The sequence below is a fragment of the Myceligenerans halotolerans genome (genome assembly GCF_054782975.1).
Genome location: NZ_BAAGRL010000005.1, coordinates 87,185 through 110,155 on the forward strand (window position 1 = coordinate 87,185; position 22,971 = coordinate 110,155).

General features: G+C 68.8%; 24 protein-coding genes. 9 read left to right on the forward strand and 15 right to left on the reverse strand.

Annotated elements, in window-relative coordinates; translation table 11 throughout:
• Positions 1-28 precede the first annotated feature (28 nt).
• Positions 29-1,237: an MFS transporter gene (locus ACYVK5_RS03005; RefSeq protein WP_460701808.1), complete on the forward strand. Its 1,209-nt coding sequence runs from the start codon at positions 29-31 to the stop codon at positions 1,235-1,237.
• Between the two features lie 241 nt (positions 1,238-1,478).
• Here ACYVK5_RS03005 and ACYVK5_RS03010 read toward each other — a convergent pair whose 3' ends face one another.
• The 5 genes from ACYVK5_RS03010 to ACYVK5_RS03030 all read right to left on the reverse strand — a co-directional run bounded on the left by ACYVK5_RS03010 (position 1,479) and on the right by ACYVK5_RS03030 (position 4,048).
• Positions 1,479-1,604 (reverse strand): hypothetical protein, encoded by a 126-nt coding sequence (locus ACYVK5_RS03010; RefSeq protein ID WP_460701809.1) that lies wholly within the window; start codon positions 1,602-1,604, stop codon positions 1,479-1,481.
• A complete protein-coding gene (locus ACYVK5_RS03015; RefSeq protein WP_460701810.1) occupies positions 1,604-2,131 on the reverse strand; it encodes a hypothetical protein in 528 nt (175 codons plus the stop codon). Before ACYVK5_RS03015 ends, ACYVK5_RS03010 begins: the two co-directional genes overlap by 1 nt.
• 195 nt (positions 2,132-2,326) lie before the next feature.
• Positions 2,327-2,725 (reverse strand): hypothetical protein, encoded by a 399-nt coding sequence (locus ACYVK5_RS03020; RefSeq protein WP_460701811.1) that lies wholly within the window; start codon positions 2,723-2,725, stop codon positions 2,327-2,329.
• Between the two features lie 181 nt (positions 2,726-2,906).
• Complete coding sequence (locus tag ACYVK5_RS03025) at positions 2,907-3,161, reverse strand: hypothetical protein (RefSeq protein ID WP_460701812.1); 255 nt, start codon at positions 3,159-3,161, stop codon at positions 2,907-2,909.
• The gene (locus ACYVK5_RS03030) at positions 3,158-4,048 is read right to left on the reverse strand and encodes an HAD family hydrolase (RefSeq protein ID WP_460701813.1); all 891 of its coding nucleotides are present in this window, start codon (positions 4,046-4,048) and stop codon (positions 3,158-3,160) included. Before ACYVK5_RS03030 ends, ACYVK5_RS03025 begins: the two co-directional genes overlap by 4 nt.
• A gap of 293 nt (positions 4,049-4,341) precedes the next feature.
• Here ACYVK5_RS03030 and ACYVK5_RS03035 point away from each other — a divergent pair, with 293 nt between their 5' ends.
• From ACYVK5_RS03035 to ACYVK5_RS03050, 4 genes are all read left to right on the forward strand, one after another.
• Positions 4,342-5,547, forward strand: coding sequence for a helix-turn-helix domain-containing protein (locus ACYVK5_RS03035; RefSeq protein WP_460701814.1), 1,206 nt, complete (start codon positions 4,342-4,344; stop codon positions 5,545-5,547).
• Between the two features lie 17 nt (positions 5,548-5,564).
• Positions 5,565-6,209 carry an HAD-IA family hydrolase gene (locus ACYVK5_RS03040; RefSeq protein WP_460701815.1) on the forward strand — a complete coding sequence of 215 codons (645 nt, stop codon included), beginning with the start codon at positions 5,565-5,567 and terminating at the stop codon, positions 6,207-6,209.
• Between the two features lie 110 nt (positions 6,210-6,319).
• Complete coding sequence (locus ACYVK5_RS03045; protein WP_460701816.1) at positions 6,320-7,303, forward strand: hypothetical protein; 984 nt, start codon at positions 6,320-6,322, stop codon at positions 7,301-7,303.
• Between the two features lie 16 nt (positions 7,304-7,319).
• Entirely contained in the window at positions 7,320-7,733 is a 414-nt protein-coding gene (locus ACYVK5_RS03050; protein WP_460701817.1) for a hypothetical protein, read from the forward strand.
• Here the strand turns inward: ACYVK5_RS03050 and ACYVK5_RS03055 are convergent.
• Both ACYVK5_RS03055 and ACYVK5_RS03060 read right to left on the reverse strand, forming a co-directional pair.
• Entirely contained in the window at positions 7,727-8,041 is a 315-nt protein-coding gene (locus ACYVK5_RS03055) for a hypothetical protein (RefSeq protein ID WP_460701818.1), read from the reverse strand. The two genes, ACYVK5_RS03050 and ACYVK5_RS03055, sit on opposite strands and share 7 nt — an antisense overlap.
• 158 nt (positions 8,042-8,199) lie before the next feature.
• A complete protein-coding gene (locus ACYVK5_RS03060) occupies positions 8,200-8,664 on the reverse strand; it encodes a TIGR03668 family PPOX class F420-dependent oxidoreductase (protein WP_460701819.1) in 465 nt (154 codons plus the stop codon).
• Between the two features lie 222 nt (positions 8,665-8,886).
• Here ACYVK5_RS03060 and ACYVK5_RS03065 point away from each other — a divergent pair, with 222 nt between their 5' ends.
• Together ACYVK5_RS03065 and ACYVK5_RS03070 are read left to right on the forward strand one after the other, a co-directional pair.
• A complete protein-coding gene (locus ACYVK5_RS03065) occupies positions 8,887-9,135 on the forward strand; it encodes a hypothetical protein (RefSeq protein WP_460701820.1) in 249 nt (82 codons plus the stop codon).
• Between the two features lie 102 nt (positions 9,136-9,237).
• Positions 9,238-10,518: an endonuclease/exonuclease/phosphatase family protein gene (locus tag ACYVK5_RS03070; protein WP_460701821.1), complete on the forward strand. Its 1,281-nt coding sequence runs from the start codon at positions 9,238-9,240 to the stop codon at positions 10,516-10,518.
• 43 nt (positions 10,519-10,561) lie between these two features.
• On the opposite strand, the gene ACYVK5_RS03075 is transcribed toward ACYVK5_RS03070, so the two are convergent.
• Genes ACYVK5_RS03075 through ACYVK5_RS03090 form a run of 4 tightly spaced genes read right to left on the reverse strand, consistent with a single transcriptional unit; the run spans position 10,562 to position 14,762 of the window.
• Entirely contained in the window at positions 10,562-11,368 is an 807-nt protein-coding gene (locus tag ACYVK5_RS03075) for an ABC transporter ATP-binding protein (RefSeq protein WP_460701822.1), read from the reverse strand.
• Positions 11,365-12,345, reverse strand: coding sequence for an ABC transporter ATP-binding protein (locus ACYVK5_RS03080; protein WP_460701823.1), 981 nt, complete (start codon positions 12,343-12,345; stop codon positions 11,365-11,367). The genes ACYVK5_RS03075 and ACYVK5_RS03080 overlap by 4 nt, the downstream gene beginning before the upstream one ends.
• The gene (locus ACYVK5_RS03085) at positions 12,335-13,327 is read right to left on the reverse strand and encodes a branched-chain amino acid ABC transporter permease (RefSeq protein WP_460701824.1); all 993 of its coding nucleotides are present in this window, start codon (positions 13,325-13,327) and stop codon (positions 12,335-12,337) included. The genes ACYVK5_RS03080 and ACYVK5_RS03085 overlap by 11 nt, the downstream gene beginning before the upstream one ends.
• 13 nt (positions 13,328-13,340) lie before the next feature.
• Positions 13,341-14,762: a branched-chain amino acid ABC transporter permease gene (locus ACYVK5_RS03090; RefSeq protein ID WP_460701825.1), complete on the reverse strand. Its 1,422-nt coding sequence runs from the start codon at positions 14,760-14,762 to the stop codon at positions 13,341-13,343.
• Between the two features lie 343 nt (positions 14,763-15,105).
• On the opposite strand from ACYVK5_RS03090, the gene ACYVK5_RS03095 reads away from it, so the two are divergent.
• Positions 15,106-16,356: a glycoside hydrolase family 3 N-terminal domain-containing protein gene (locus tag ACYVK5_RS03095; RefSeq protein WP_460701826.1), complete on the forward strand. Its 1,251-nt coding sequence runs from the start codon at positions 15,106-15,108 to the stop codon at positions 16,354-16,356.
• 6 nt (positions 16,357-16,362) lie between these two features.
• Here ACYVK5_RS03095 and ACYVK5_RS03100 read toward each other — a convergent pair whose 3' ends face one another.
• The 3 genes from ACYVK5_RS03100 to ACYVK5_RS03110 all read right to left on the reverse strand — a co-directional run bounded on the left by ACYVK5_RS03100 (position 16,363) and on the right by ACYVK5_RS03110 (position 21,412).
• A complete protein-coding gene (locus tag ACYVK5_RS03100; protein ID WP_460701858.1) occupies positions 16,363-18,594 on the reverse strand; it encodes a S9 family peptidase in 2,232 nt (743 codons plus the stop codon).
• Positions 18,595-18,689: 95 nt separating this feature from the next.
• Complete coding sequence (locus ACYVK5_RS03105) at positions 18,690-19,874, reverse strand: threonine aldolase family protein (RefSeq protein WP_460701827.1); 1,185 nt, start codon at positions 19,872-19,874, stop codon at positions 18,690-18,692.
• 275 nt (positions 19,875-20,149) lie between these two features.
• On the reverse strand, positions 20,150-21,412 hold the full coding sequence (locus ACYVK5_RS03110; protein ID WP_460701828.1) for an ABC transporter substrate-binding protein: 1,263 nt from the start codon (positions 21,410-21,412) through the stop codon (positions 20,150-20,152).
• A gap of 320 nt (positions 21,413-21,732) precedes the next feature.
• Between ACYVK5_RS03110 and ACYVK5_RS03115 the strand changes: the two genes are divergently transcribed.
• A complete protein-coding gene (locus tag ACYVK5_RS03115) occupies positions 21,733-21,936 on the forward strand; it encodes a cold-shock protein (protein WP_460701829.1) in 204 nt (67 codons plus the stop codon).
• A 188-nt stretch (positions 21,937-22,124) separates the two neighbouring features.
• Here ACYVK5_RS03115 and ACYVK5_RS03120 read toward each other — a convergent pair whose 3' ends face one another.
• The gene (locus ACYVK5_RS03120) at positions 22,125-22,913 is read right to left on the reverse strand and encodes a hypothetical protein (protein WP_460701830.1); all 789 of its coding nucleotides are present in this window, start codon (positions 22,911-22,913) and stop codon (positions 22,125-22,127) included.
• Between the last annotated feature and the right edge of the window lie 58 nt (positions 22,914-22,971).

A 22,971-nucleotide genomic window follows, 5' to 3' on the forward strand; every position in this document is an offset into this window, starting at 1 on the left:
GGTGGCCGTGTGCCACACTATCGAATCGATGCGATCGAACCTTGTACCCCCGGCCGTCCCGGCGTCGTCCCCTGAACAATGGGCCCTTCAGCGCCGGGCCGTCGTGGCGCTGATCGCACTGTCCACGTCGGCGTTCATGTTCGTGACGGCGGAGAACCTCCCCGGAGGTCTGCTCACGATCATGGCCGGGGACCTGGGGCGTACCACCTCGCAGGTGGGTCTGCTCGTGACCGCGTACGCGGCCGTCGTTGTCATCGCGACCGTGCCGCTCGCCCACCTGACGCGGCGGTTCGGCCGCCGCGCCGTCCTCGCGGGGACGACGGCGGTCTGCGCGGTGGGGCTGATCTGGTCGGGGTTCGCCGTCGGCTATCCCGATCTGCTGGCCTCACGGGTCGTGACGGCGCTCGGGCAGGCGCTGTTCTGGGCGATCGTCATGCCGGCCGCCGCGAGCATGTTCCCGCGCGAGGTGCGGGGCAGGATGATCGCGCGCCTGACGATCGGGAACTCGCTCGGCCCCATGCTCGGCGTCCCCTTCGGCACGTGGCTCGGGCAGCTGACCACCTGGCGTACGCCCTTCCTTGTCATGGCGGTGATCAGCGCCGTGGCGTGCGCGGCGATCCTGCTGACGATGCCGGACGCCTCGCAGGCCAGGGACGACACCTCACGGGGGACGCACCCCGACCGGCGCCGCTTCGTGGTGCTGCTCGCGGTGACGCTCCTCCTCGTCACCGGCGCGTTCGCGTGGATCACGTTCATCACCCAGTTCCTGCTGGAGGTCTCCGGGTTCGCCGACCGGTGGCTGTCGTTGCTGCTGCTGGCCAGCGGCGCCGCGGGCCTGGTCGGAACGCTGCTCGCAGGCCTGGTGCTGGATCGGTGGCCGTGGTGGACGCTCGCCGGCGGCGCGGCGGGCGTGACGGTGTTCCTCCTGGTGCTCCAGCTGTTCGGCAGCGCTCCCGGGCCCGCGATCGTGGGCATGCTGCTCTTCGGGACGACGTTCAGCTTCGTCCCGCCGGTGGCGGCACACCTCGCCATGCAGGTCGCGCCAGGAGCCACCGAGATGGCGACCGCCCTGTCCAGCGCCGTGTTCAACGTCGGGATCGCCTCGGGTGCGGCGCTCGGCGCCTACGTCGTCGCCACCTGGGGACCGCACCTCGTTCCGCTGGCAGGAGCCGTCTTCGTGTTCGCGGCCCTGGCCCTGACCCTCTGGGACATGAGGTACGTCCGGCGCCGTCGCTGACGGCGCCCGCGTCAACCAGTCCTGATCGGCATGATCCGACCGCTGCGCGACGGCGTTGGCCCGCACCGCGCGAGAGGGTGCGGGCCGACGTCATTACACCGTCATGCACGGCTGCGGCGCCCGGCAGATCTACGACGATGACCCCGGCAAGTACGGTCCAGCGGGCGGCAAGCATGCGGCGGGACCGCCCTCTGCTCGTCGTGACGTGGACAGAGGGCGGTTCGGCGTGTGGCTGCGAGTCTCAGGCGGGTGTGCCGGATCCGGGGCATGTGCCGGATCCGCTGCCCTTCTTCTGGTGCATCGCGATAGCGCCGTTGACGATCCCGACCCGCTGGCCGCAGGACGGGCACTTGGTGGACTTGCTCATCAGAACGCCTCCGAGATCTTGAACTTGGCATCCTCCGTCCGGCGTTGGCCGGGCTTGAGGGTGTAGAACGGCGTCGAGTAGGTGCGTTCCAGGCTGTGCCAGTAGACGCAGAACCCGAACTGTGTCTCATACGGTGCTTCGCGGGTGGACAGTCTCTGGACGCGGTCCATCTCCTTGTTGCCGGAGTTGTTCAGGACCGCTACGAGCCATTCCTCCAGGTCGGCCATCCGGATCCGGCCGTCCGAGGCGATCTTCAGATCGACCGGCGGGGCCGGCTCGGGTGGCTCGCCCACGACGATCTGTTCTTCCTCGTCGACGCTGTCACCGCTGGATTTGAAGTTGGCGTTGGTCACGCTCATGTACATCACGCCGCCCGCGGGGGAGCGCAGCACGATCCCGTCGGTGTGGTCCCCGACGCCTGGGTCCTTGCGGATGCCGGTCTCACTCCAGTCGAGACGTTCGACGCCGTCGGGAAGGTTCGCGTCGATGATGGGCCACAGCCACGGCTTGAAGCGGTTGAGTCGCATGAGCATGAGCCTACGGCGGGCTCTCTCCTCTCTGTCTGGTCGCGGGTCATACCCGCTGGATCTACTTGGCGTGGGCCGGGACCGGGGCGCGGTCCCGGCCCGTCCGGGATGCCCGCCGGGGGTGGCGGGCCTGCGGCCGGGCGTCGTGCATGGAGGTGCAGGGAATTTCGGGGGTGCACGCCCGACCGCAAGTTCTCAGGTGTGACCTGCGGTGCCGTTCGGCGGGCCGTCGCGGGAGTGTCTGCCTCGGGTCACGGCGTCGAGATCGCGCCGAGGCAGCACGCGTTCGAGCGCCGCCCGGGCGGGGGAGTTCGGGGCGCCGAGCACGACGCAGGTGGCTTGGAGCTGGGCGAGTTCCTTCTCCAGCCGGGTGCGTGCGGCCGACAGGAGCGCGGCGCCGGGCAGGATGACGATGTCGGCGTGTGCGTCGCGGGCGTGCTGGGTGAGTTGGCTGATCGTGGCCGCGTCGCTCGGGTCCTCAACCATGCGGACGAGCGCGTAGCCCTGGGATGCTGCGTACCCGTGTACCTCGGCGTGCTGGGACCGGTCGCTGGCGTAGCCGACCGCGACCGGATGCTTGGACGCGTGGGGCATGAGCGGTACTCCCGTCAGGCGGAAGGCGGAAGGGTGCCGTGGTGGACGCGGCGGCGAAGCGGTGGCCACGACGGTTCGGGTGGATGCGGCTCGGCATGCCGGTCTCACCGCCGCACCCGGGAGGCGCGCAGCACGCCCAGCAGGACGGCGAGCACGACGGCGTATCCGATCAGGACCCAGGTCATGGCGTGGCCTTGTCCGCGGGTTCCAGTTCGTCGGGTGCCAGGATCGCTCGGTCGAACCCGCCGCGATGGATGCGGACGCGCACGGTCCAGAGTCCCGGGACGTCGATCTCGACGACGGTGCCGGTGGCGCCGATCAGCATGCGCGGACCGTCGATCACCCGAACCCGGTCACCCACCCGCCAGCGCGAGGCCTGTGCGGGCTCGTGGATCGTCTCGGCGGTGAAGTCTTCCTCGCCCTCGAAGATGCTCATCGCGCACCCGCCCCGGTAGGAGTCGGCAGGAGCTGGGGCTCCCGCGTGGAGAGGGTCAACGAGTCCAGCGCGGCCGCCGCTCCGTGGTGGTCAATGGAGCCGGTGATGTGGTCCGCGGCATCCTTGACCTGCTGGGACGCGCTCCCCATGGCGAACCCGTGCCGCACCTGGCGCAACAGGCCCACGTCGTTGGCGCCGTCACCGATCGCGGCCGTGTCATCAGGGTGAATGCCCCACCGCTGCCGCAGCGCATCCGCTGCGCTCGCCTTCGACAGGCCCCGCTGGGTCACGTCGATCCAATCTTCGGCGGCCGGTGTCGCGGTGAACCCGGCGCCCTCGATCTGCGGGGCGAAGGCCGCGATCCCGGGAGCGCGCACCACGGCCCGGGTGGTGGGCTGCGACCACAGGACCTTCTCGTGCACGACATGCTGCAGGCCGTTCAGCCGTCCCGTAGGGAAGGGCTGGTTCACGCGCCACCCGACACCGACCTGCTCGACCGCCATGGCCACCAGCGGTTCCACGGCCATCGCCACCGTCAGCGCGGCCCACGGATCGAACTCCCGCTTGCGGATCACCGTGAACGGTCGGCGACGGTTCCCCGTCAGCTCCGCGGTAATCGCACCGTTGGACGCGATGAAGACGCTGGCCCTGCCCAGACCGAGCAGCTCGGCGATCGGCAAGACACCTACCGCCGACCGTCCTGTGCACGGCACCACCCGGATGCCCCTGGCGACCGCCGCCGCGACCGCTCGACGGGTCCGCTCCGGCACCACATCATCACCTTCACGCACGATCGTGCCATCCAGGTCGACGAAAGCCACCTTCACCGGGCGGCAGGTGGTGACGGCCTTCTTCTGAAACGCGGATTCTTGCGGGATGCTCGTCATGTCGTGCTCCGGTCGATTCGAAGTTCGAGAGCTTGCGTACTGCCGAGTTCGGAGATGTGCGGTCAAGCTCGCCTTCCGAGTGCGGGGGGGCGTGGACCGCCCGGCAGAAGGCTGCTGTACTTGACTGGTCGCGGTTGAGTGATGACGCTCGGCTGTATGACCCGATCTCTGTTCAGCGACAGCAACGCTAGATACCGTGGGATGCTGGTAGTGGGAATTTTTCTGCCAGTTCGGCATCGACGTCGAGCCCTATCGTCGAGGTGCGCCAGTTGCAGAGAGGAAGGACCGCCCCGATGGAAATCCCTACGGAGTTGACGATCGGTGAGCGAGTTTCGCGGGCTCGAGTAGCTCGCGGGATCAGCCAGCAGGCCTTCGCCGGCCTCGTCGGCCGTTCCTCGAGTTGGGTCTCCAAGGTTGAGCGCGGCGCGATTCCGCTGGACCGCAACTCAGTCCTGTTGCGGATCGCCGACGTCCTGGACATCGACCCCGGGAATCTGAAGGGCAACTCACAGGTCCCTCTGGTTCCCAGCGTGACAGGCGACAAGGACATCGTGCGGGACCTTCGCCGGTCACTGATGCACTGGTCAGCGCCCGTGATCAGCAAGCCGGTGCGGCCCAGCAGGACGATCGACGAGCTTCGCCGGGACGTCAGTCGGGCGAACCGGCTCCGGCAGGATGCAGGGTTCCGCAAGCTTGGAGGCATCCTGCCGCGGATTCTCGACGACCTTCATGCGCTCGCCACCTGCGCGACGACGGACTTAGAGCGACGCGCAGTTAGCGTACTGGCCGCCGAGGCACTGCATGACGCGCGGGCGATGACCAAGAAACTGGGGCATCTAGACCTGGCCTGGATGACGGCCGAACTTGCCGGGCAAGCCGCACGCCAGGCAGACGACCCACTCTTGATCACGGCTAACGCCTGGAACTACGTCGAGGTGTACAAAGCCGCCGGTGCACCCGGCCCCGCTCAGGATCTGATTCAGAGCCAGCTCGACAGTCTCGCTGGCGGACTCAAGTCCGCCAGCCCTGCGCACCTCAGCCTGTGGGGAACAATGCACCTCCAGGCCGCGCTGATCGCGGCCTACTGGAACGACCGGACCAGCGCAGCGAAGCACTTGGGCGAGGCCGAAGCCGCCGCAGTGCGGCTCGGGGTCGACGCGAACCACTATGACACCATGTTCGGACCCACGAACGTGGCCATCCATCGTGTGGCGATCGGCGTCGAACTCGGTGATCCTGGCTCAGCCGTGCAGGCTGTTGCCGGCCTCGATACGTCGAACGTGGGCAGGGAGCGGCGAGCCCGACTCGGCATCGATCTCGCCCGTGCACACCGCCACGCGCACCAGCACAACAAGACGCTCCAAGCGCTCCTGGCCGCCGAGCGGATTGCGCCTGACTATGTCCGGCCGCACCCGATGGTTCGAGAGATTGTGGGTGCCGAACTGCGCCGGATCAAGCCGGAGCTGCGAGCATTCGCACAGCGGATCGGAGTCCTGTGACCGTGTCCAGCATCGACGTGTCCGCGGTCCTCTTCGACAACGACGGCGTCCTGATAGACAGCACCGCGATGGTCGAAGCATCCTGGCGAGCGTTCAGCGACTGGTACGGCATTCCCGCCGACGACCTACTTGAACAAGTACATGGCCGACGGTCACGGGACGTGATCGCTGCTTACGCCGACAAGCTGCCAGTCGCTCCGGATGCCGCGTTCGAACGCTACATCGACGCCTGCCTCAAGGACTTCGCGATGGTGGACGTACTCCCTGGCGCGGTCGAACTCCTCAAGTCGCTCCCCGGCCGGCGGTACGCCATCGTCACGTCAGGCACCAGAGTCGTTACCGAGGCGCGGATGCATGGCGCAGGCCTACCAGTACCCGACGTCATGATCACCGCCGCGGACATCACCCATGGCAAACCGCACCCCATGCCATACCTGGTCGCCGCCGAACGGCTCGGCGTCGACCCGTCCACATGCCTCGTCGTAGAAGACGCACCCGCCGGACTCGTCTCCGGACAAGCCGCGGGCTGCAAGACTCTCGCCCTCCTGACGACACACGAACGTGAGAGCCTGGACGGAGCAGACCTCTACGCAATGGACCTGTCCACGGTGAAGGTCACAACCGTCGGCAACGTGCTTCGCGTGTTCCTGACGTCAGGATGACAACGGGCTCTCCAGACCTCCGCGAGAGCGTCTGTGAACTGGGTCAGCAACATCTCGGGCCCGGGGTCCTTGACCCTGTCGCGGGCCTCCAGCACGTGGGAAGGGCTGACGTGGACCGCCGCAGCTTCATCCGAAGCGCCGCCTACACCGCCGGTCTCGGTGCCATGGCGTTGGCCGGTGGCGTCGGCGGTGACGACCTTGCCCGGCTCGCGACCCATACCGACGCTTCGACCACCGGCGCCGAGGGTGTTCAGGCGTTGCGACGGCTGACCGACTCGTTCATCGCCATCGACGAGACCATGGGCGGCAACTCGGGCCGCACCGCCGTGGCCGAGTTCCTCGCCACTGATGTCGCAACGATCCTGCGCGGCAACTTTGCCTCCGAGGCAGTGCGCGCGCAGGCGTTCTCCGCTGCCGCCGAGGTCGCCTACCTCGCCGGCTGGAAGGCACACGACGCCGGCCTCGACGGCCTGGCCCAGCGCTACTACTTGTCCGCGCTCGATCTGACCCGCGAGTCCGGCAACATCGGCCACGAGGCCTTCGTCCTGCGCATCCTCGCGCTGCAGGGCTGCGACGTCGGGCAGAAGACCTACTCGGTCAGGCTCGCCGAAGCATCCCTCGACCGCGCCCGGCACGCCACGATCGGCACCGATACCGAAGCCCTGTTCCACCTCGTCGTGGCACGTTGCCAGGCCGAGACGGGCGAGAGCGCCGCTGCGGCGCGCACTCTCGCACGCACACCCTCGCTCAATGCCGAGTCGACCGACGAGATCCCACGCTGGGCCGCGCAGTGGGGCCCGCACAAAGGCCCCGTGCTGCGGCAGTCCGCCAAGACGTTCACCGCGATGAACGACTCCGCCGAGGCCGCCAACTTCCTGGCCGAAGTGACCAACATCTGGGACCCGACCGCCAAGGCTCGCATCTGGGCGCTGTCGATGGCCGAACTCGGCCACGCCCAGTGGACCAACTCCGACCACGCCGCCGCCGTCAGCGCCTGGGACGCCGCCCTGCGCGTCCTCGACCAGATCAACTCCGACCGCACCACCAAGAGCGCCACCCGGATCCGCCACACCCTCCAGACCGCGACCGCATAGCAAGTCAGCGTCGGCGATGCTCGATGCGCTCGAGAAGCGCTGCCGCAACTACGACCTGCGCGTCGACGGGCGCCGGTTACTCGCGTCACTCGCGCGAGTTCCCGAGATCGACGGCACCTGGATCGAGGTCGAGACCCTCGCCGAGCACAACCTCTTGGAGGCTATCGCGCTGACCACCGAGAGCGATGCCCGCGACGCCGCACTCTACCTGGGAATGCTGTCACGCCTGTACATCAAACTCAATCGTCTGGAAGAAGCGGCGGCCGCGGCCAGCCAGATTGCGACCAGTCGGATCGCCTCAAATCGCGCAAAGAAGCAACTGACCCTGTTTCTCTCCAAGACTGATCACCTGAACGCGGCAGCCATACGCGATATTCGCCCGAAAATTCAGGCCGCGATCAGTGACAACCCGAATCGGCATAGTCACTGATTCTCTCGATGCCACTGCTCGTATTGAGCACGCTTTTGAGCCGTTCGCTCGTCTATCAGCGAAGCCGGGAGATTGTTCGCCGAGATGAAGAAGTCGAGTGCCGCTCGTGTATCGCTGATCTCATCAGCCAGCCGTTCGCCAAGATCGGTCCCGTCCCAATGAGCGGTCGCTCCACCCGCGCCGATCAGCTTTCCAAGAACCTGTAGCAATTCACCGCACTCCTCGATAACCCTGCTGGCGCCTGGCCAAGAATCGCTACCAATGCTGTACGGGCCAGCATTTGTTCCCATATCGGAGAAGCCCTTCACGCTAAGCGGATCGACATGTCGCGAGATTGAATTCACAAACTGATGAATAAGGTAGGCCAACTCCAGTTGCCGCGGCAAGTCCTCAGCTACATGCCGATCGCCGCCCCAACGTGAACGTCTCCATGGCCCGACCTCTTCGCTTGGATATCCAAGCCAGTCTATGTGGGCAACTTGACTGCTCCCGATGCAGGCAACTGCTTGGAGAAGGACCACCCGGACCACCGTGAGACGTTCACGCGGATCACCGGACCACGAGGCGGGTCATCGACGTACTGGCTATAGCGTGCCTGGAGATGCCGGACCGCTGATTGGTGATCGGGCCCTGTCGCCACGACATCAGCGTGGCCGTCGGCTCGAACCCACCACAGGCGCGTCCACTCGTCCGAGTACTCGTCACACAGAAGAGACACGCGGTCGTTGTCCGCGATGTTGCGCAGCCGGCGAAGGTTGGTGGTCGTCTTCGGCTTCTGATCGATCCCGATGAACACGACGTCCTCAACAGCCACGAACGTCACGGGCACGACGTGCGGCCACAAGTCACTGCCCACCGTCGCGAGTGTCGCCGAGCGAGCAGCCGCGAACCGAGTACGGCACGTTCCTTCGTCGAGTCTCACGACGACCACGCTACTTGTGTGCCCGGGCCGGCGTAACCCATCAGTTGCAGGGTTGACCTCTGCCTATGGGTGCGCCGATCGCCGCCGTCCGGCCCCGGGTGCCGTAGTCGTCGATGGCGGAGACGGCAGGCGCGGAAAAGGGGGTCTCGGATGGCGCGGTCACAACCGGTCACAAATACGGGCGCTCGGCTGCGTCTCGCGCGTGAGGCCGCCGGGATCAGTCGCGAGCAGATGGCGGTCCTGACGAACTTCGGCAAGACAACGTTGACCCATGCTGAACTGGGGCAACGAAGGATCACTGATGAGGTGATCGCCGCCTATGAGGAACATCTCGGGCCCGGGATCCTTGACCCGGTCGCGAGCCTCCAGCACGTGGGAAGGGCTGACGTGGACCGCCGCAGCTTCATCCGAAGCGCCGCCTACACCGCGGGTCTCGGTGCCCTGGCGTCGGCTGGTGGCGTCGGCGGTGACGGGTTCTGATGGCACGTGGCCGGCGAGCGAGATTTCGCTGCTCGTCACTCCGTGTTCACCGCGGCCGCACTACCGTGGGCGCGCACCGTCCGACCATTCCAAGGAGTTCCCATGCGCCGCCCACTCCTGCGCACCACGGGCCTCGTTCTCGCCGCCGCCCTGTTGGGCAGCGGAGGCACTGCTGCCGCCGTGGCCAGCCCCGTCCCCGACCGCGCGGCCGACACCGGAGCCGACCGACCGGCGTCGTCGTCCATGAAAAGGCCCGGCGTGCAGAAGAACCTGCGCGTCGCCACCTACAACCTGTCGCTGAACCGCGCCGCACAGGGGCAGCTCGTCGCCGATCTGTCCGACGGCGGCAACGAGCAGGCCCGTACCGTCGCCGAGGTCATCCAGCACGCGCGGCCCGACGTCGTGCTGCTCAACGAGTTCGACTACGACGACGCCGGCGAGGCCGTCCGCCTGTTCCGGGAGAACTACCTCGAGGTGCCGCAGGGTGACGCCGACGCGATCGAGTACCGGTACGCGTTCGTGGCGCCGTCGAACACGGGCATCCCGAGCGGCTTCGACCTGAACAACGACGGCACGGTCGGCGGCGGGGACGACGCCCTCGGCTTCGGGCTGTTCCCTGGCCAGTACGGCATGGTCGTGCTGTCGCGATATCCGATCGACACCGCGAACGCGCGCACGTTCCAGCACTTCCGGTGGCGGGACATGCCGGGCGCCGCGCTGCCCACGGACCCGGCGACGGGCGAGCCCTGGTACACGGACGAGGAACTCGACGTGCTGCCGCTGTCGAGCAAGTCGCACTGGGACGTCCCCGTGAAGGTGGGCCGCAGGACCGTGCACGTGCTGGCCGCGCACCCGACGCCGCCGTCGTTCGACGGGGCGGAGGACCGCAACGGGCGTCGCAACCACGACGAGATCCGGTTCTGGGCCGACTACGTGACCGGCGGCCGGACGGCGTCGTACATCTACGACGACAACGGCTGCCGGGGCGGGCTGCACCGCGGCGCGTCCTTCGTGATCCTGGGCGACTACAACGCCGACCCGGCCGACGGCGACTCGTACGACGGCGCGATCCATCAGCTGCTCGACCACCGCCGCATCCAGGACCCGGTGCCGACGTCGGAGGGCGCGGCCGAGGCGGCGCAGCTCCAGGGCGGCGCCAACGAGGCACATCTCGGCGACCCGGCCCTCGACACGGCCGACTTCGCGGACAGCGCCCCCGGAAACCTCCGCGTCGACTACACGCTGCCGAGCCGGAACCTCCGGATCCGTGACGCGGGCGTCTTCTGGCCCACGTCGGACGACCCGCTCTCCCGCCTCACGGGTGAGTACCCGTTCCCGTCGAGTGACCACCGCCTGGTCTGGGTCGACATCCGCACCAGGTGACCGACGAGAGAGACGGACATCCGTCCGTCTCTCTCGTAGGCGCTCAGGACTCCTTCTCGACGTCCTCCGCCAGCGTCCCCAGGTAGAGGGAGATCACCTTCGGGTCGCTCTGCAGCTCCTGGCCGGTGCCCGTGTACGCGTCCGTGCCCTGGTCCAGGACATAGCCCCGGTCGCAGATCTGCAGGCAGCGCCGCGCGTTCTGCTCCACCATGATCACGGACACGCCGGCCTTGTTGATCATGCGCGTCCGTAGGAACGCCTCGTCCTGCCGCACGGGCGACAGTCCGGCCGACGGCTCGTCGAGCAGCAGCACGGACGGGTTCATCATGAGCGCACGGGCCATCGCGACCATCTGCCGCTCACCACCGGACATGGCGCCGGCCCGCTGACTGCGCCGCTCCCCCAGCGTGGGGAACAGGTCGACGATGAACTCGAACCGCTCGTCGAACGTCCTCGGGCGCAGGTACACGCCCATCCGCATGTTCTCCTCGACGGTGAGCGAGGGGAACACGTTGTTCGTTTGCGGCACGAACCCGACACCACGTGCCACCAGCGAGTTCGCCTTCATGCCGGTGATGTCCCGGCCGTCCAGCGTCACCGTGCCGGAGGTGATGTTCACCAGTCCGAACAGGGCCTTGAGCAGCGTGGACTTCCCGGCACCGTTCGGGCCGATGATCCCGACGAGCTCGCCCTTGCCGACCTCGATCGAGCATCCGTTGAGGATGTTCACGCCGGGCACGTAACCCGCGACGAGACTGTCGGCCTTGAGCAGCAGCTCCTTGTCGGCGGGCAGGCCCGGCGTCGTGCGGCCCTCCGCCGCCACCGTCTCCGTTGCGGTCGCCTCGGTCATCGCTTCTCCTCCTCGGCCTCGAGCCGGGCCAGCACCGCGGGGTCGAGCAGCGCGTCGTCGCCCAGGTCGGTGTCGTGGTGTGCGCCCAGGTAGGCGTCCACCACCGCTTGGTTCTTCATGACGGACCCGGGCGGGCCCTCGGCCACGATCCGGCCCTCCGCCATGACGACCACCCAGTCGGAGATGTGCCGCACGGCGTGCATGTCGTGCTCGACGAAGAGGACGGTCATGCCCTCGTCGCGCAGGTTCTGGATGTGTCCCAGCAGTGACTGCACCAGCGCCGGGTTCACACCCGCCATCGGCTCGTCGAGCATGATCATGGCCGGGTCGGTCATCAGCGCCCGCGCCATCTCCAACAGCTTGCGCTGGCCGCCCGACAGCGAACCCGCGAACTCGTCGCGCATCGTGTCGAGCCTGAAGCGCTCGAGGATCTCGAGGGCCTTCTCCTTGTTCCGGGTCTCCGTGCCCGCCCAGAGCGGCTTGAACATGGAGGCGAACATCCGCTCCCCCGGGTTCTTGGTCGCCGCGAGCAGCACGTTCTCCAGCACCGTCAGGCGCGACAGCGCCTTGGTGAGCTGGAAGGTCCGCACCATCCCGGACCGTGCGACGCGCGCCGCGCTCTTGTGGGAGATCGGCTCGCCCTGGAACGTCCAGAATCCCTGGTTCGGCTTGTCGAACCCGGTGAGCAGGTTGAAGAAGGTCGTCTTCCCAGCACCGTTCGGCCCGATGAGCGCAGTGATCGCGCCCCGCTCGACCTCCAGGTAGTCGACGTCGACGGCGGTCAGACCGCCGAAGCGGCGCTGCACGCCCTGCGCCGTCAGGATCGCATCGGGCTTGGCCACGCCGACCTCCGGCGCGATGTGCGACAGGTCCCGCCCGGCACGCTTCGCGGTCTCGCTCTGGGCGGGCGCTTCCTGGCCGCCGCCCGGAACGGCGGCGCCGGTGTCGTTCTCGTTCACGGTCTTCTCATCGGGCATCGAGGGCCAGCTCCTTCTTGTTCCCCAGGATCCCCTGTGGTCGGAAGATCACGATCAGCATGAGGGTCACACCCACGAGAGCGCCCGCCACGTGGTCGACGTTCTGCGCCGGGATCGGCAGGAACTCCATGAGGTCGGTCCGCATCCCCGTGCGCAAGACCATGTACACGAAGAAGAACAGCATCGAACCGAGGACCGGGCCGAACAACGTCGCGGCACCGCCCAGGAGCATCACCGTCCACACCCAGAACGTCATGGTGCGGCCCATGGCATCGGGTGCGATGGCACCGGGCAACACGTAGATGATCCCGGCGAGCGCGCCGAGGACGCCACCGAGGATCAGCGCCTGCATCTTGTAGGAGTACACGTTCTTGCCGAGCGCGCGGACGGCGTCCTCGTCCTCCCGCACGCCCTTGAGCACGCGACCCCACGGGCTACGGGTGAGCAGCCAGACGACGAGCAGCGCCAGGATCACGAGGCTCCACGCGAAGATGCGGGTCCACCAGGAATCGGAGCCGTTGTTGAGGTACTCGAGCGGACCGACCATGGTGCGGCCGTCCGGCAGGAACGACAGTTCCTGGAACGACCCCTTGTAGTCGCCGCCGCGGATGCCCGCGGCACCACCGGTGTATTCGTCGAACATGGTGGATCGCCCGAGCATACGGATGATCTCCGCGGCCGAGATCGTGACGATCGCCAGATAGTCCCCCCGTAGTTTCAGGGTGGGCAGGCCGAGGACCACCGCGAAGAGGGTTCCGGCGGCAATCGCGATGAGCAGGGCGACCCAGAACGGCGCACCGGAGATCGTCGCGATACCGAAACCGTAGGCACCGAGCAGCATGAAGCCGGCCTGGCCGACGTTCAGCAGGCCCGTGTAGCCGAAGTGGACGTTCAGGCCGATCGCGGCAAGTGCGTACGCGGCGGTAGCCGGCGCGAGCAGTTCCCCGAGGGCCAGAGTGAGGACTCGAAGTAGTTCTTCCATGGCGAGGCTCCCTTCAGCCGATCCGCTCGCGACTGCCGAGGATGCCCTGCGGCCGGATCAGGAGGACGAGGATGAGGATCAGCAGGGCGGTGGCGTAGCGCACGTCACTGGGAATCACCAGTCCGGCGAGCTCGACCACCAGGCCGATCAGGATTGATCCCACGAGTGCCCCGTAGGCCGTGCCGAGACCACCGAGGGTCACCGCGGCGAACATCAGCAGCAGGAGCTGGACGCCCAGGTTCCAGGTGAAGGATCCGAACGAGATCCCGATGAGCAGACCGGCGAGCGCGGCGAGCGCGGTGGCGGAGACCCACACGACGCGGACGACGGAGTCCGGGTCGATCCCGGTCGCCGAGGCGAGCGCCCGGTTGTCCGCGACGGCGCGGATGGCCCGGCCGATCCGCGTCCTGGTGAGGAGGAGCGCGATGCCGATGAGGACGACCAGCGCGACCGCCATCGAGATCCAGGAGGCCCTGCTCAGGGTGATCCCCGCGATCGTCGTCGGCACCGGGTTGGTGGTGATGATGCGCATGGATCCGCTCTCGATCCATTGCAGCACGTACTGCAGGGCGAGCGAGAGACCGATCGTCACGAGCATGAGCTGCGCGGCGGGAGTGCCGCGTCGGCGCAGGGGGCGCCAGATCGCCGCGTCCTGCAGCAGGCCGGTCACTCCACCGATGACGATCACCAGCAGCGCGGCGAGCCAGACCGGCAGGCCGGCCCGGTTGATCAGGATGAAGCCGCCCATCGCACCGATGACCACCTGCTCACCGTGGGAGAAGGACGAGATGCCGGTGGTGCCGAAGATGAGGCTGAGACCCACCGAGGCGAGGGCCAGCAGGAGGCCGAACCGGAGGCCGGAGCCGAACTGCTGCCAGACCTGCCCGAACGACGGCAGACCGGAGACGGTCACGTCCTCCTCGACGAGCCCTTCGGCTCCTGCCGCACCGGGATCGTCGGGGGACGGCGCGCTGGTCTCGGCCTCGGTCTCGTCCGGGGACGGAGCGGGGCCTGTGCCGATGGTGAACGCGCCGCGCGCGGTGGCGCCGGTCTGGGCGCTGATCTCGCGCTCGGTGGGATCGGCGTGCGTGTCGTCGGGCAGCGTGTCCGTGTTCACGGTCAGCGTGTAGGTGCCGCGCTCCGGCACCGCCACGGACACGGGTCCCTCGTCGGTCGTGGTGACGACGACCTCGAAATCCTCGCCGGCGATGGAGATCTCCACGCCTGGTACGGGTTCCCGGTCCTCGTCGAGCACGATCGGCGAGACACAGGTGGTACTCGCGTCGGGCGTGCAGTCTGTCGCGATGTCGTCGGTCGCCGCTCCCGCGGGTACGGCGAACATCGCCGTTCCCGCGATCAGCGCCGCGAACGCAGCCATGATCACGGCGAGCAGGCGCCGTGGGGCTGTCGCGATCATCGGTCGGTCGGCTGTCATGTGCCGGGTCCTCCGTGGTGTTCAGTGCCAGATGTCCGAGGGTTGCTCGGACAGTTCGAGAACCGCGGTAACCAGGGGTATTCAGCAACGCTGAACGGGCCCTGAAACCGCCGCGGATTCTCCACAGTGCCGGAAGTGTAGCCGCGACGTGTTTCACATCCACAATCCCATGACAGGGAGGCGGTTACGATTCGGCATCCGCTTGGTCACTCCTCCACCAAGTCCGGTCGTAATGCCGAATTCCGGGCACCAGGACCCTTGACAGAAGGCCTTCCCGCACCCGATCGGGCGCGGTGATCCGAGCCGCCCGCGCGTGCCTTGCCCGAGCCGCAATACTGGGCGAATGACTTCCAGGCTCGCGCCGCTCGTCACCGTCCTGCTCCTTCTCGCCACCGCCGGGTGCGGCGGCCAGGCCGGCACATCTCGCCAGTCGTCGCCCCCCGGCCCCGGGACCACGACGCCGTCCCGCGCCGCCACGTCCGCCCCGACGACGGCCGCGCCGTCCCCGAGCGCCTCGCCCGACCCGGAGACGTACCGGTCCACCGCCCCGGTGACGCCGTCGGGCAGCGAACTCCTGGAGGGCATGACCCTCGCCGAGAGGGTCGGAGAGATCCTCATGGTCGGGGTGCCGGTTGCCGGCGGGCGCGACGCCGCGACCGCCGCGATCCAGGAGCACCACGTGGCGAACGTCTTCCTGCACGGCAGGACCCAGGCGGGGCAGGGTCCCGTCCGCCACCTCGTGGCGGACTTCCGTTCGCTCGGAGCCGCCGCGAACCCGCGCGACCCGCTCATGCTCGTCGCCACCGACCAGGAGGGCGGCGCCGTGCAGGTGCTGCGCGGCGACGGTTTCAGCGACCTGCCGAGCGCCGTCGACCAGGCCGCCATGTCCCCCGGAGACCTGCGCCGCAGCGCGGAGGCCTGGGGCACCGAGCTGGCCGACGTCGGCGTGAACCTCAACCTGGCTCCGGTGGCGGACGTGGTGCTGGCGAAGTCGGCGGCGTCGAACGCACCCATCGGAGCGAACCGGCGCAACTACGGCTACACCCTGGACTCCGTCGTGTCCGGGTCGGTGGCGTTCGGCCAGGGCCAGCGCGACGCGGGGGTCGCCACCGCGCCCAAGCACTTCCCCGGGCTCGGCCTGGTGGTCGGGAACACCGACACGGCCGCGGGCGTCACCGACACCGTGACCGGGCCGGAGGCGAAGTCCGTCGAGGCGTTCGCCGCGAACGTGGAGTCGGGAAGCGAGTTCGTGATGATGTCGTCGGCCGTCTACACGAAGATCGACACCGAGCGGCCCGCCGTGTTCAGCCCCGCCGCGATCGACCTGCTGCGCGACGACCTCGGGTTCGACGGCGTCATCATGACCGACGACCTCTCCGCCGCGGCCCAGGTCCAGGGATGGGCCCCGGGCGAGCGCGCGGTGCTGGCGGTCGAGGCGGGCGTCGACCTCGTGCTGGCCTCCGCCGACCCGACGACGGCGGCCCCCATGGCTCAGGCCCTGGTGGAGCGCGCCGAGCAGGACCCGGGCTTCGCGGCCCGGATCGACCAGGCAGCTGCCCGGGTCCTCAGCGCCAAGTCCGTCCTGAGCGGCTGACCCGCCTCACTCGGCGAGCCCCAGGACCTGGAGGATCCAGGCGTGCTCGAAGGCGATCTGCTCCCACGTCGCGTAGCGCCCCGAAACGCCGCCGTGGCCCGCCTGCATCTCGATCTTGAGCAGGGCGGGAGCACCCGCCGCGCGGAGGCGTGCCACCCACTTCGCCGGTTCGACGTACATCACGCGCGTGTCGTTGAACGACGTGGTGGCGAGCACCTGCGGGTAGTGCGAGGCGTCGTCGGGGACGTTCTCGTACGGGCTGTACGACTTCATGTAGGCGTACACGGCAGCGTCGTGCAGCGGATCGCCCCACTCGTCCCACTCGGTGACGGTGAGCGGCAGGGACGGGTCGAGCATGGACGTCAGAGCATCCACGAACGGCACGCCGGCGAGCACGCCGCCGAACGCGTCGGGCGCCAGGTTCAGTGCCGCACCGACGAGCAAGCCGCCGGCCGATCCGCCGTCCGCCACCGTGCGCTCCGGCGTGGTCCAGCCCGCGGAGGCGAGGTGCCGCGCACACGCCACGAAGTCCGTGAAGGTGTTGCCCTTGTGACCGAGCTTGCCGCCGTCGTACCAGTGGCGGCCCATCTCGCCGCCGCCGCGCACGTGCGCGATGGCGAACACGACGCCCCGTTCGAGCAGCGAGAGGCGCGGGATCGAGAAGTACGGGTCGAGCGACATCTCGTAGGCGCCGTAGCCGTAGAGCAGCACGGGAGCGGGAGCGGTGGGCACGCCGTCGTCCCCGAGCGCCACGCGGTCCTTGCGCCAGACCAGCGAGATCGGGACGCGCGTCCCGTCCTCGGCCACGGCCCACTCCCGGCGCTGCGCGTACTCGTCCGGGTCGAAACCGCCGAGCACCGGCGTCTGCTTGAGGAGCGTGCGCTCGCCGGTCGCGACGTCGTAGTCGTAGACGGCCGACGGTGTCACGAACGAGGCGTACCCGACCAGCAGGTTCGGCTGCTCCCAGACGCCGACACCGGCGCCCACGGACTCGAGATCCTGCCCGAAGGCGATCTCCTCGAAGCGCCACGTGCTGCCGGCCGCGCCGACCTCCGGACGGCCCGACCCTCGGGGCTCGACGAGCTGGGGCCGGATCTGCGACAGCGTCCCCGGTGAGCCGCCATGGAGCCGCAGGATCCCGCTGCGGCCGATCGCACCCCGCCGGTAGTACAGGACCAGGTAGCGCTCGGAGGCGGAGATGCCCTCGAGCCGGACGTCCGGGTCGTGCGGCACGACGACGTCGCCCCAGCCGGCCGCGCCCTCGGGCCCGGGCACGTCGGCAACGGTGAGCTCGAAGTTCTCCGCGTTCTCGTTGTGCAGGACGAGGAGCACGTCGCGGCCGGCGCTCCCGTCGGGCGAGTCCGCCGCGGGCAGTACCGCGTGCTCCACCGAGTACTCCACGCCCTCGGACCGGGGCCGCACGCAGCGGAACTCCCCGGTGGGGTCGTCGGCCTCGAGGATCCAGCACTCGCTGGTCACCTTGGAGGCGAGCTCGATCATCAGGTACTTCTTGGACCGGGACACTCCCGCGCCCATCCAGTACCGCTCGTCGGGCTCGTCGAACACCATCACGTCGTCGTCCCGTGACGTCCCGATCCGGTGCCGCCACAGGCGGTGCGGGCGCCACGCCTCGTCGACGGTCTGGTAGAAGACGTGCACTCCGTCCGGCGCGAAGAACGCGCCGGGGGCCGTGCCGGTGACCTCGTCGTCCAGGTCCCGCCCGGTGCTCAGGTCGCGGATGCGCAGCGTGTAGCGCTCGTCACCGGCCGTGTCGACCGCGTAGAGGAGGAGTCCGCCGTCGTCGGACACGTCGAACGTGCCGAGCGAGAAGAAGTCGTGGCCGTCGGCCTCGACGTTCTGGTCGAGCAGCACCTGCTCGCCCGGCACGGGCTCACCCGGCTCGAGGACCCGCGGCGTCCAGTCGTCCGGATCGCTGACCTCGTACCGCGCGTGGATCGGATATTGCTTCCCCTCCTCGGTGCGGGAGTAGTACCACCAGCCACCGTCGCGCGACGGCAGCGACAGGTCGGTCTCCTGCGTGCGTGCCTTGATCTCGTCGAAGATCGACTGGCGCAGGGGCGCGAGGTGCTCGAGGCGCGACATCGTCCAGGAGTTCTCGGCCTCGAGATGCGCGACGACCTCCGGGTCCTCCTTCACGCGCAGCCACTCGTACTCGTCGGTGAACGTGTCACCGTGATGGGTGCGGGTGGTGGGTCGGCGGGCCGCGACGGGCGGCATGACGGTCTGATCCACCGCATCAGCCTAATGTCGCCGCAGCGTGCACGACCAAGAATCCACAGGTTCCGGATCGCCGAAATCGCATCGAAATCGGTTCACCCGGCCTCGGCGGCGATCACCTCGACGAACGCGTCCACATCCGCCTCCGTTGTGACCCACGAGCACATCCAGCGGGCCTCGACGCGGTCCGGCGTCTCGCCGTCGGCCCAGTCGTAGAAGCGGAACCGTTCGCGCACGGCGTCCGCGACCTGGCGGGGCAGGCTCGCGAAGACGACGTTCGCCTCGGTGGGGTGGGTGACCCGCACGACTTCGCCCGGCAGCGCGCGTTCGATGCCCGCCCGGAGGCGGGCGGCCATGGCGTTCGCGTGCCAGGCGTTGCGCAGCCAGAGCGGGTCGGTGTCCGACGGCGCCGTCGCGGGACCGGCGGTCTGCGCGACCGGCGCGGCGGCCTGCGCCGCGACCTGTCCCTCCGGTACGGCGGCCCGTTCGGCCGGAGCTTCCGGCGCTCCCGCGCTGCCGGGCTCGCCCAGCAGCGCGAGGAGCTGCGCCGACACGAACCGCGCCTTCGAGGCCAGCTGCATCGTCTGCTTGCGCAGGAACGGGATCGACCCTGCGATACCGGCGGCGGCACCGCCGTCCAGCACGACCACGGCCTCGCCGATCATGCCGCCGTTCTTCGCCGCACCCAGCGAGAGGATGTCCACGCCGGCGTCGGCGGTCAGTTCCCGGAGTCCCGTCCCCAGCGACGCCGCGGCGTTGGCCAGCCGCGACCCGTCGACGTGCACGAGCATCCCGAGGTCGTGGGCGGCGGCCACCAGCGACCTGAGGTCCTCGAGCGGATAGACCGTGCCGAGTTCCGTGGACTGCGTCAGCGACAGCACGGCCGGCTGCGCGCGGTGCGGGTTGCCGAGGTCACCGGCCCAGGCCCGCACCGCGTCGGGGGTGATGCGGCCGTGGGTGGAGGGACAGGCGAGGAGCTTGAGCCCGCCGACCCGCTCCGGTGCGCCGTTCTCGTCGGTGTTCGCGTGGGCGACGTCGCTCAGCGCCACCCCGCCCCAGCGAGGTGCGGCCGCCATCAGGCTGATCACGTTGGCGCCCGTACCGATCAGCACGGGAAACACGGCAGCCGTCGGGCCGAAGATCTCGCGGACCCGCGCCTGGAGGCGCTCCGTGGTGGCGTCGTCCCCGTAGGGAACGTCCGGCCCGGCGTTCGCCGCCATGATGGCGGCCATCACCTCGGGGTGGACGGGAGCGTAGTTGTCTGAGGCGAAGTGCTGCACGGCCCCATTGTCCGTGGTCCGCATCGTCGGCGGTCCGCGCGACCGGCCGTCGTCGGGCAGGACCGGCGGGACCGGCGGGACCGGCGGGACCGGCGGGACCGGCGGGACCGGCGAGGCGATCGGCCGGATACGACGACGGCGGTCCGGGTCACCTCTCGCGCGAGAGATGGCCTGGACCGCCGTCGTACGTCATTCCGGTGGCCGAGTTCGTCGGGACCTCAAGGATCCCGGCGAACTCGCCGCCGACGAGTCGGTGAGCTACCGACTCCTTCGCATCATCCGATCTCGCCCTCGACCGCGTTGGTCCACTCGATCGTGTTGTTCTCCTGGTACTCGTACACACCGATGAACGCGGACGACGGGTCGTTCTCCTCGTTCAGCGGGCCGATGCCGGAGACGCCCACGTAGCGGATCTCGTTGCCGTTCTCGAGCTCCTCGACACCCTGCTCGAAGGAGGTCACCTCGACACTGCCCTCCAGCGAACCGGAGACCTCCTTGATGTTCGCGGCGATGGTGGCACCGTCGGTGCCCTCGCCGCGGACCGCCGCGAGCGCGGCCAGGATCGTGGCGTCGTAGGACTCGGGACCGTACGAGTAGTCGTCGAGCGGCGAGCCCTCGGTCTCCTCGTAGTAGTCCGACAGCCGCGCCTGGAACTCGGGCTCGGCCTGCGCACCCGGGATGGTGCCGACCACGCCGGCGAGCGTGCCCTCGTCGAAGTCGCCCTCGTAGGAGGCGGTGTTGCCGTCGCAGAAGTAGGTGGTGCCGTCGAACTCCCAGCCCTGGGCCAGCAGCTCGGCGACGATCGCCTTGGTCTCCTCGAACGCGATGATGCTGATCGCGTCGGGCTCCTGCGCGAGCAGGTCGGTCACCTGTGCGGCGAAGTTGGTCTCGCCGGGCTGGAACTCCTGCCCCTCGCCGGTGCCGCCGTAGACGACCTCGGCGCCACCCTCCTCGAGCGTCTGCTGCACGTTGTCGCGCAGGCCCGTGCCGTAGTCCTCGTTCTGGACCAGGAAGCCCACGCTCTGGTGGCCGCTGTCCAGGATCAGGCTGCCGAGGGCCGAACCCTGCACGGTGTCCGGCGGCGCGGTGCGCGCGTAGAAGTCGCTGTAACCGGACAGCGTCGTGGCGGTGTTCGCCGGAGAGATCTCCATGATCTCCTGCTCCGCGAACCTGTCGACGACGTTCGCCGACACGGCCGACGATGCCGCGCCGATCACGACCGAGACATCCTGGCTGATGAGGTCCGCGGCCGTCGAGTTCGACACCGAGTAGTCCGTGGTGTCACCCGAGTCGCCGGGGATCAACTCGACCTCGTTGCCCAGCACGCCGCCGGCCTCGTTGATGTCGTCGATCGCCAGGCCTACGCCGGCGACCTCGGGCGGGCCGAGGAACGCGAGCGTGCCGGTGATGGGCAGGATGGTGCCCACCTTCAAGGGCTCATCGGAGCCACCGCCCGAGGTCGTCGAGCAGGCCGTGAGGCCGAGGCTGAGAACCGCGGCGAGCGCAAGCCCGCGTGCGGCCGTGGAACGTCGATTCATGCTCATTCCCTTCAAACGGGAGTAGTTCTGCATGACGCGGCACCTTGCCCCGTCGTGCCGTTGAACGTAGTCATGCTGTGTCACGCCAGTGTGACGAGCGACTCTCCCGGTCGGATCGTTACGGTGCTGTGACCTCAACGTGACCGGTTCGCTTCAGGAATGTTCACTGTGCGCCCGCGCACATATCACGAGCCGAGGGGGGAATCCGTGTGTAGGCTTGGAACCGTTGCAGTGCGATCGTTCTTCCAAGAGATGACGACGACACCGTGATTGACCGCGATCCCGAAGGCCGGGGTCGTCACCTCTTGCAAGGAGCAAGCATGGCATTCGGAACCGTCAAGTGGTTCAACGCTGAGAAGGGCTTCGGCTTCATCGCCCCCGAGGACGGCGGTAGCGACGTCTTCGCCCACTACAGCGCCATCCAGACCAACGGCTACCGCACGCTGGAAGAGAACCAGCGCGTGGAGTTCGATGTGAAGCAGGGCCCCAAGGGCCTGCAGGCGGAGAACATCCGCCCCGCGTGATCTGAACCGGGCCTCGGCCCGACACGAAGGGCCCGGCTCCCCCAGGGGGGGCCGGGCCCTTTCGTGTCCGTGTCGCTTCGCCGGTCTGGTCTCCACCGACCGTGTGGAACCTCACAATGCGGGGTCCCACACGGTGGGCCCGTCCTGCGGGATCCCGCACGGTCAGGGCCGATCCTGCGGATGGCGCGTCAGAAGTCTCCGCCGCCGAAGTCGAAGCCTCCGCCGTCGTCGCCGCCGCCGAACAGGCCGCCGAAGAAGCCTCCGTCGCCGCCGGCCGCCTCGACGCCGCCGCCGTCCATGCCGGAAGCCTCGACGGCGCCTGCGTCCCCGGTCTCGGCGCCGACGTCCTCGCCGACAGCGCCCTCCTCGGCCACACCCGCATCCTCCGCGCCGGCTTCCTGGACGTCGCCGCCCTCGGCCTCGGCGTCGGCCTCGTGCTCCTGGGTCGGATCGCCGAAGGTCGGACCGAACAGCATGTTCGCGACGGCGGACCCGATGACCATGCCACCGATCGTGCCGAGAAGGCTCGCGCCGAGCATCGAGCCGAACGAAGGCCCGCCGAAGCTGCGCTGCAGCGTTCCGGGTTCGCGCATCTCGGCGCGGGTCGCCGTGCGGGCGAGTTCCCGCGGGTCGTCGGACGCCGCCCGCTCATGCGGGGGCACGTTCGAGTTCAGTTCGGCGAGGACCTTCTGGCGCTGCTCGGGAGTGAGCTTCTCGAAGGCCTCGGCGTGCGCCTGCTCGACGGCGTCAGGCGGCGCGGTGCGCAGCATGTACTTGTAGCGGTCGATGGCGACGTCGTCAGGGGTGCGGGCGCCTGCCTGCGGGGCAGGCGACGCTCCCTGGCCCGGGTAGGCCGCCGGTTGCGCCCCGTACTGCGGCGCGGAGGTCGGAGCCTGGCCTCCCTGCGAGCCGTACGGCCCGTACTGCTGGTAGGGGTCCTTCGGCTCACGGCCGAGGAGTCGGTCGAGGAAGCCCATCTCATCCCTTTCGTCGAGCGGTCATTCGTTCAACGCAGCCAGGCGGCGACGGGTTCCG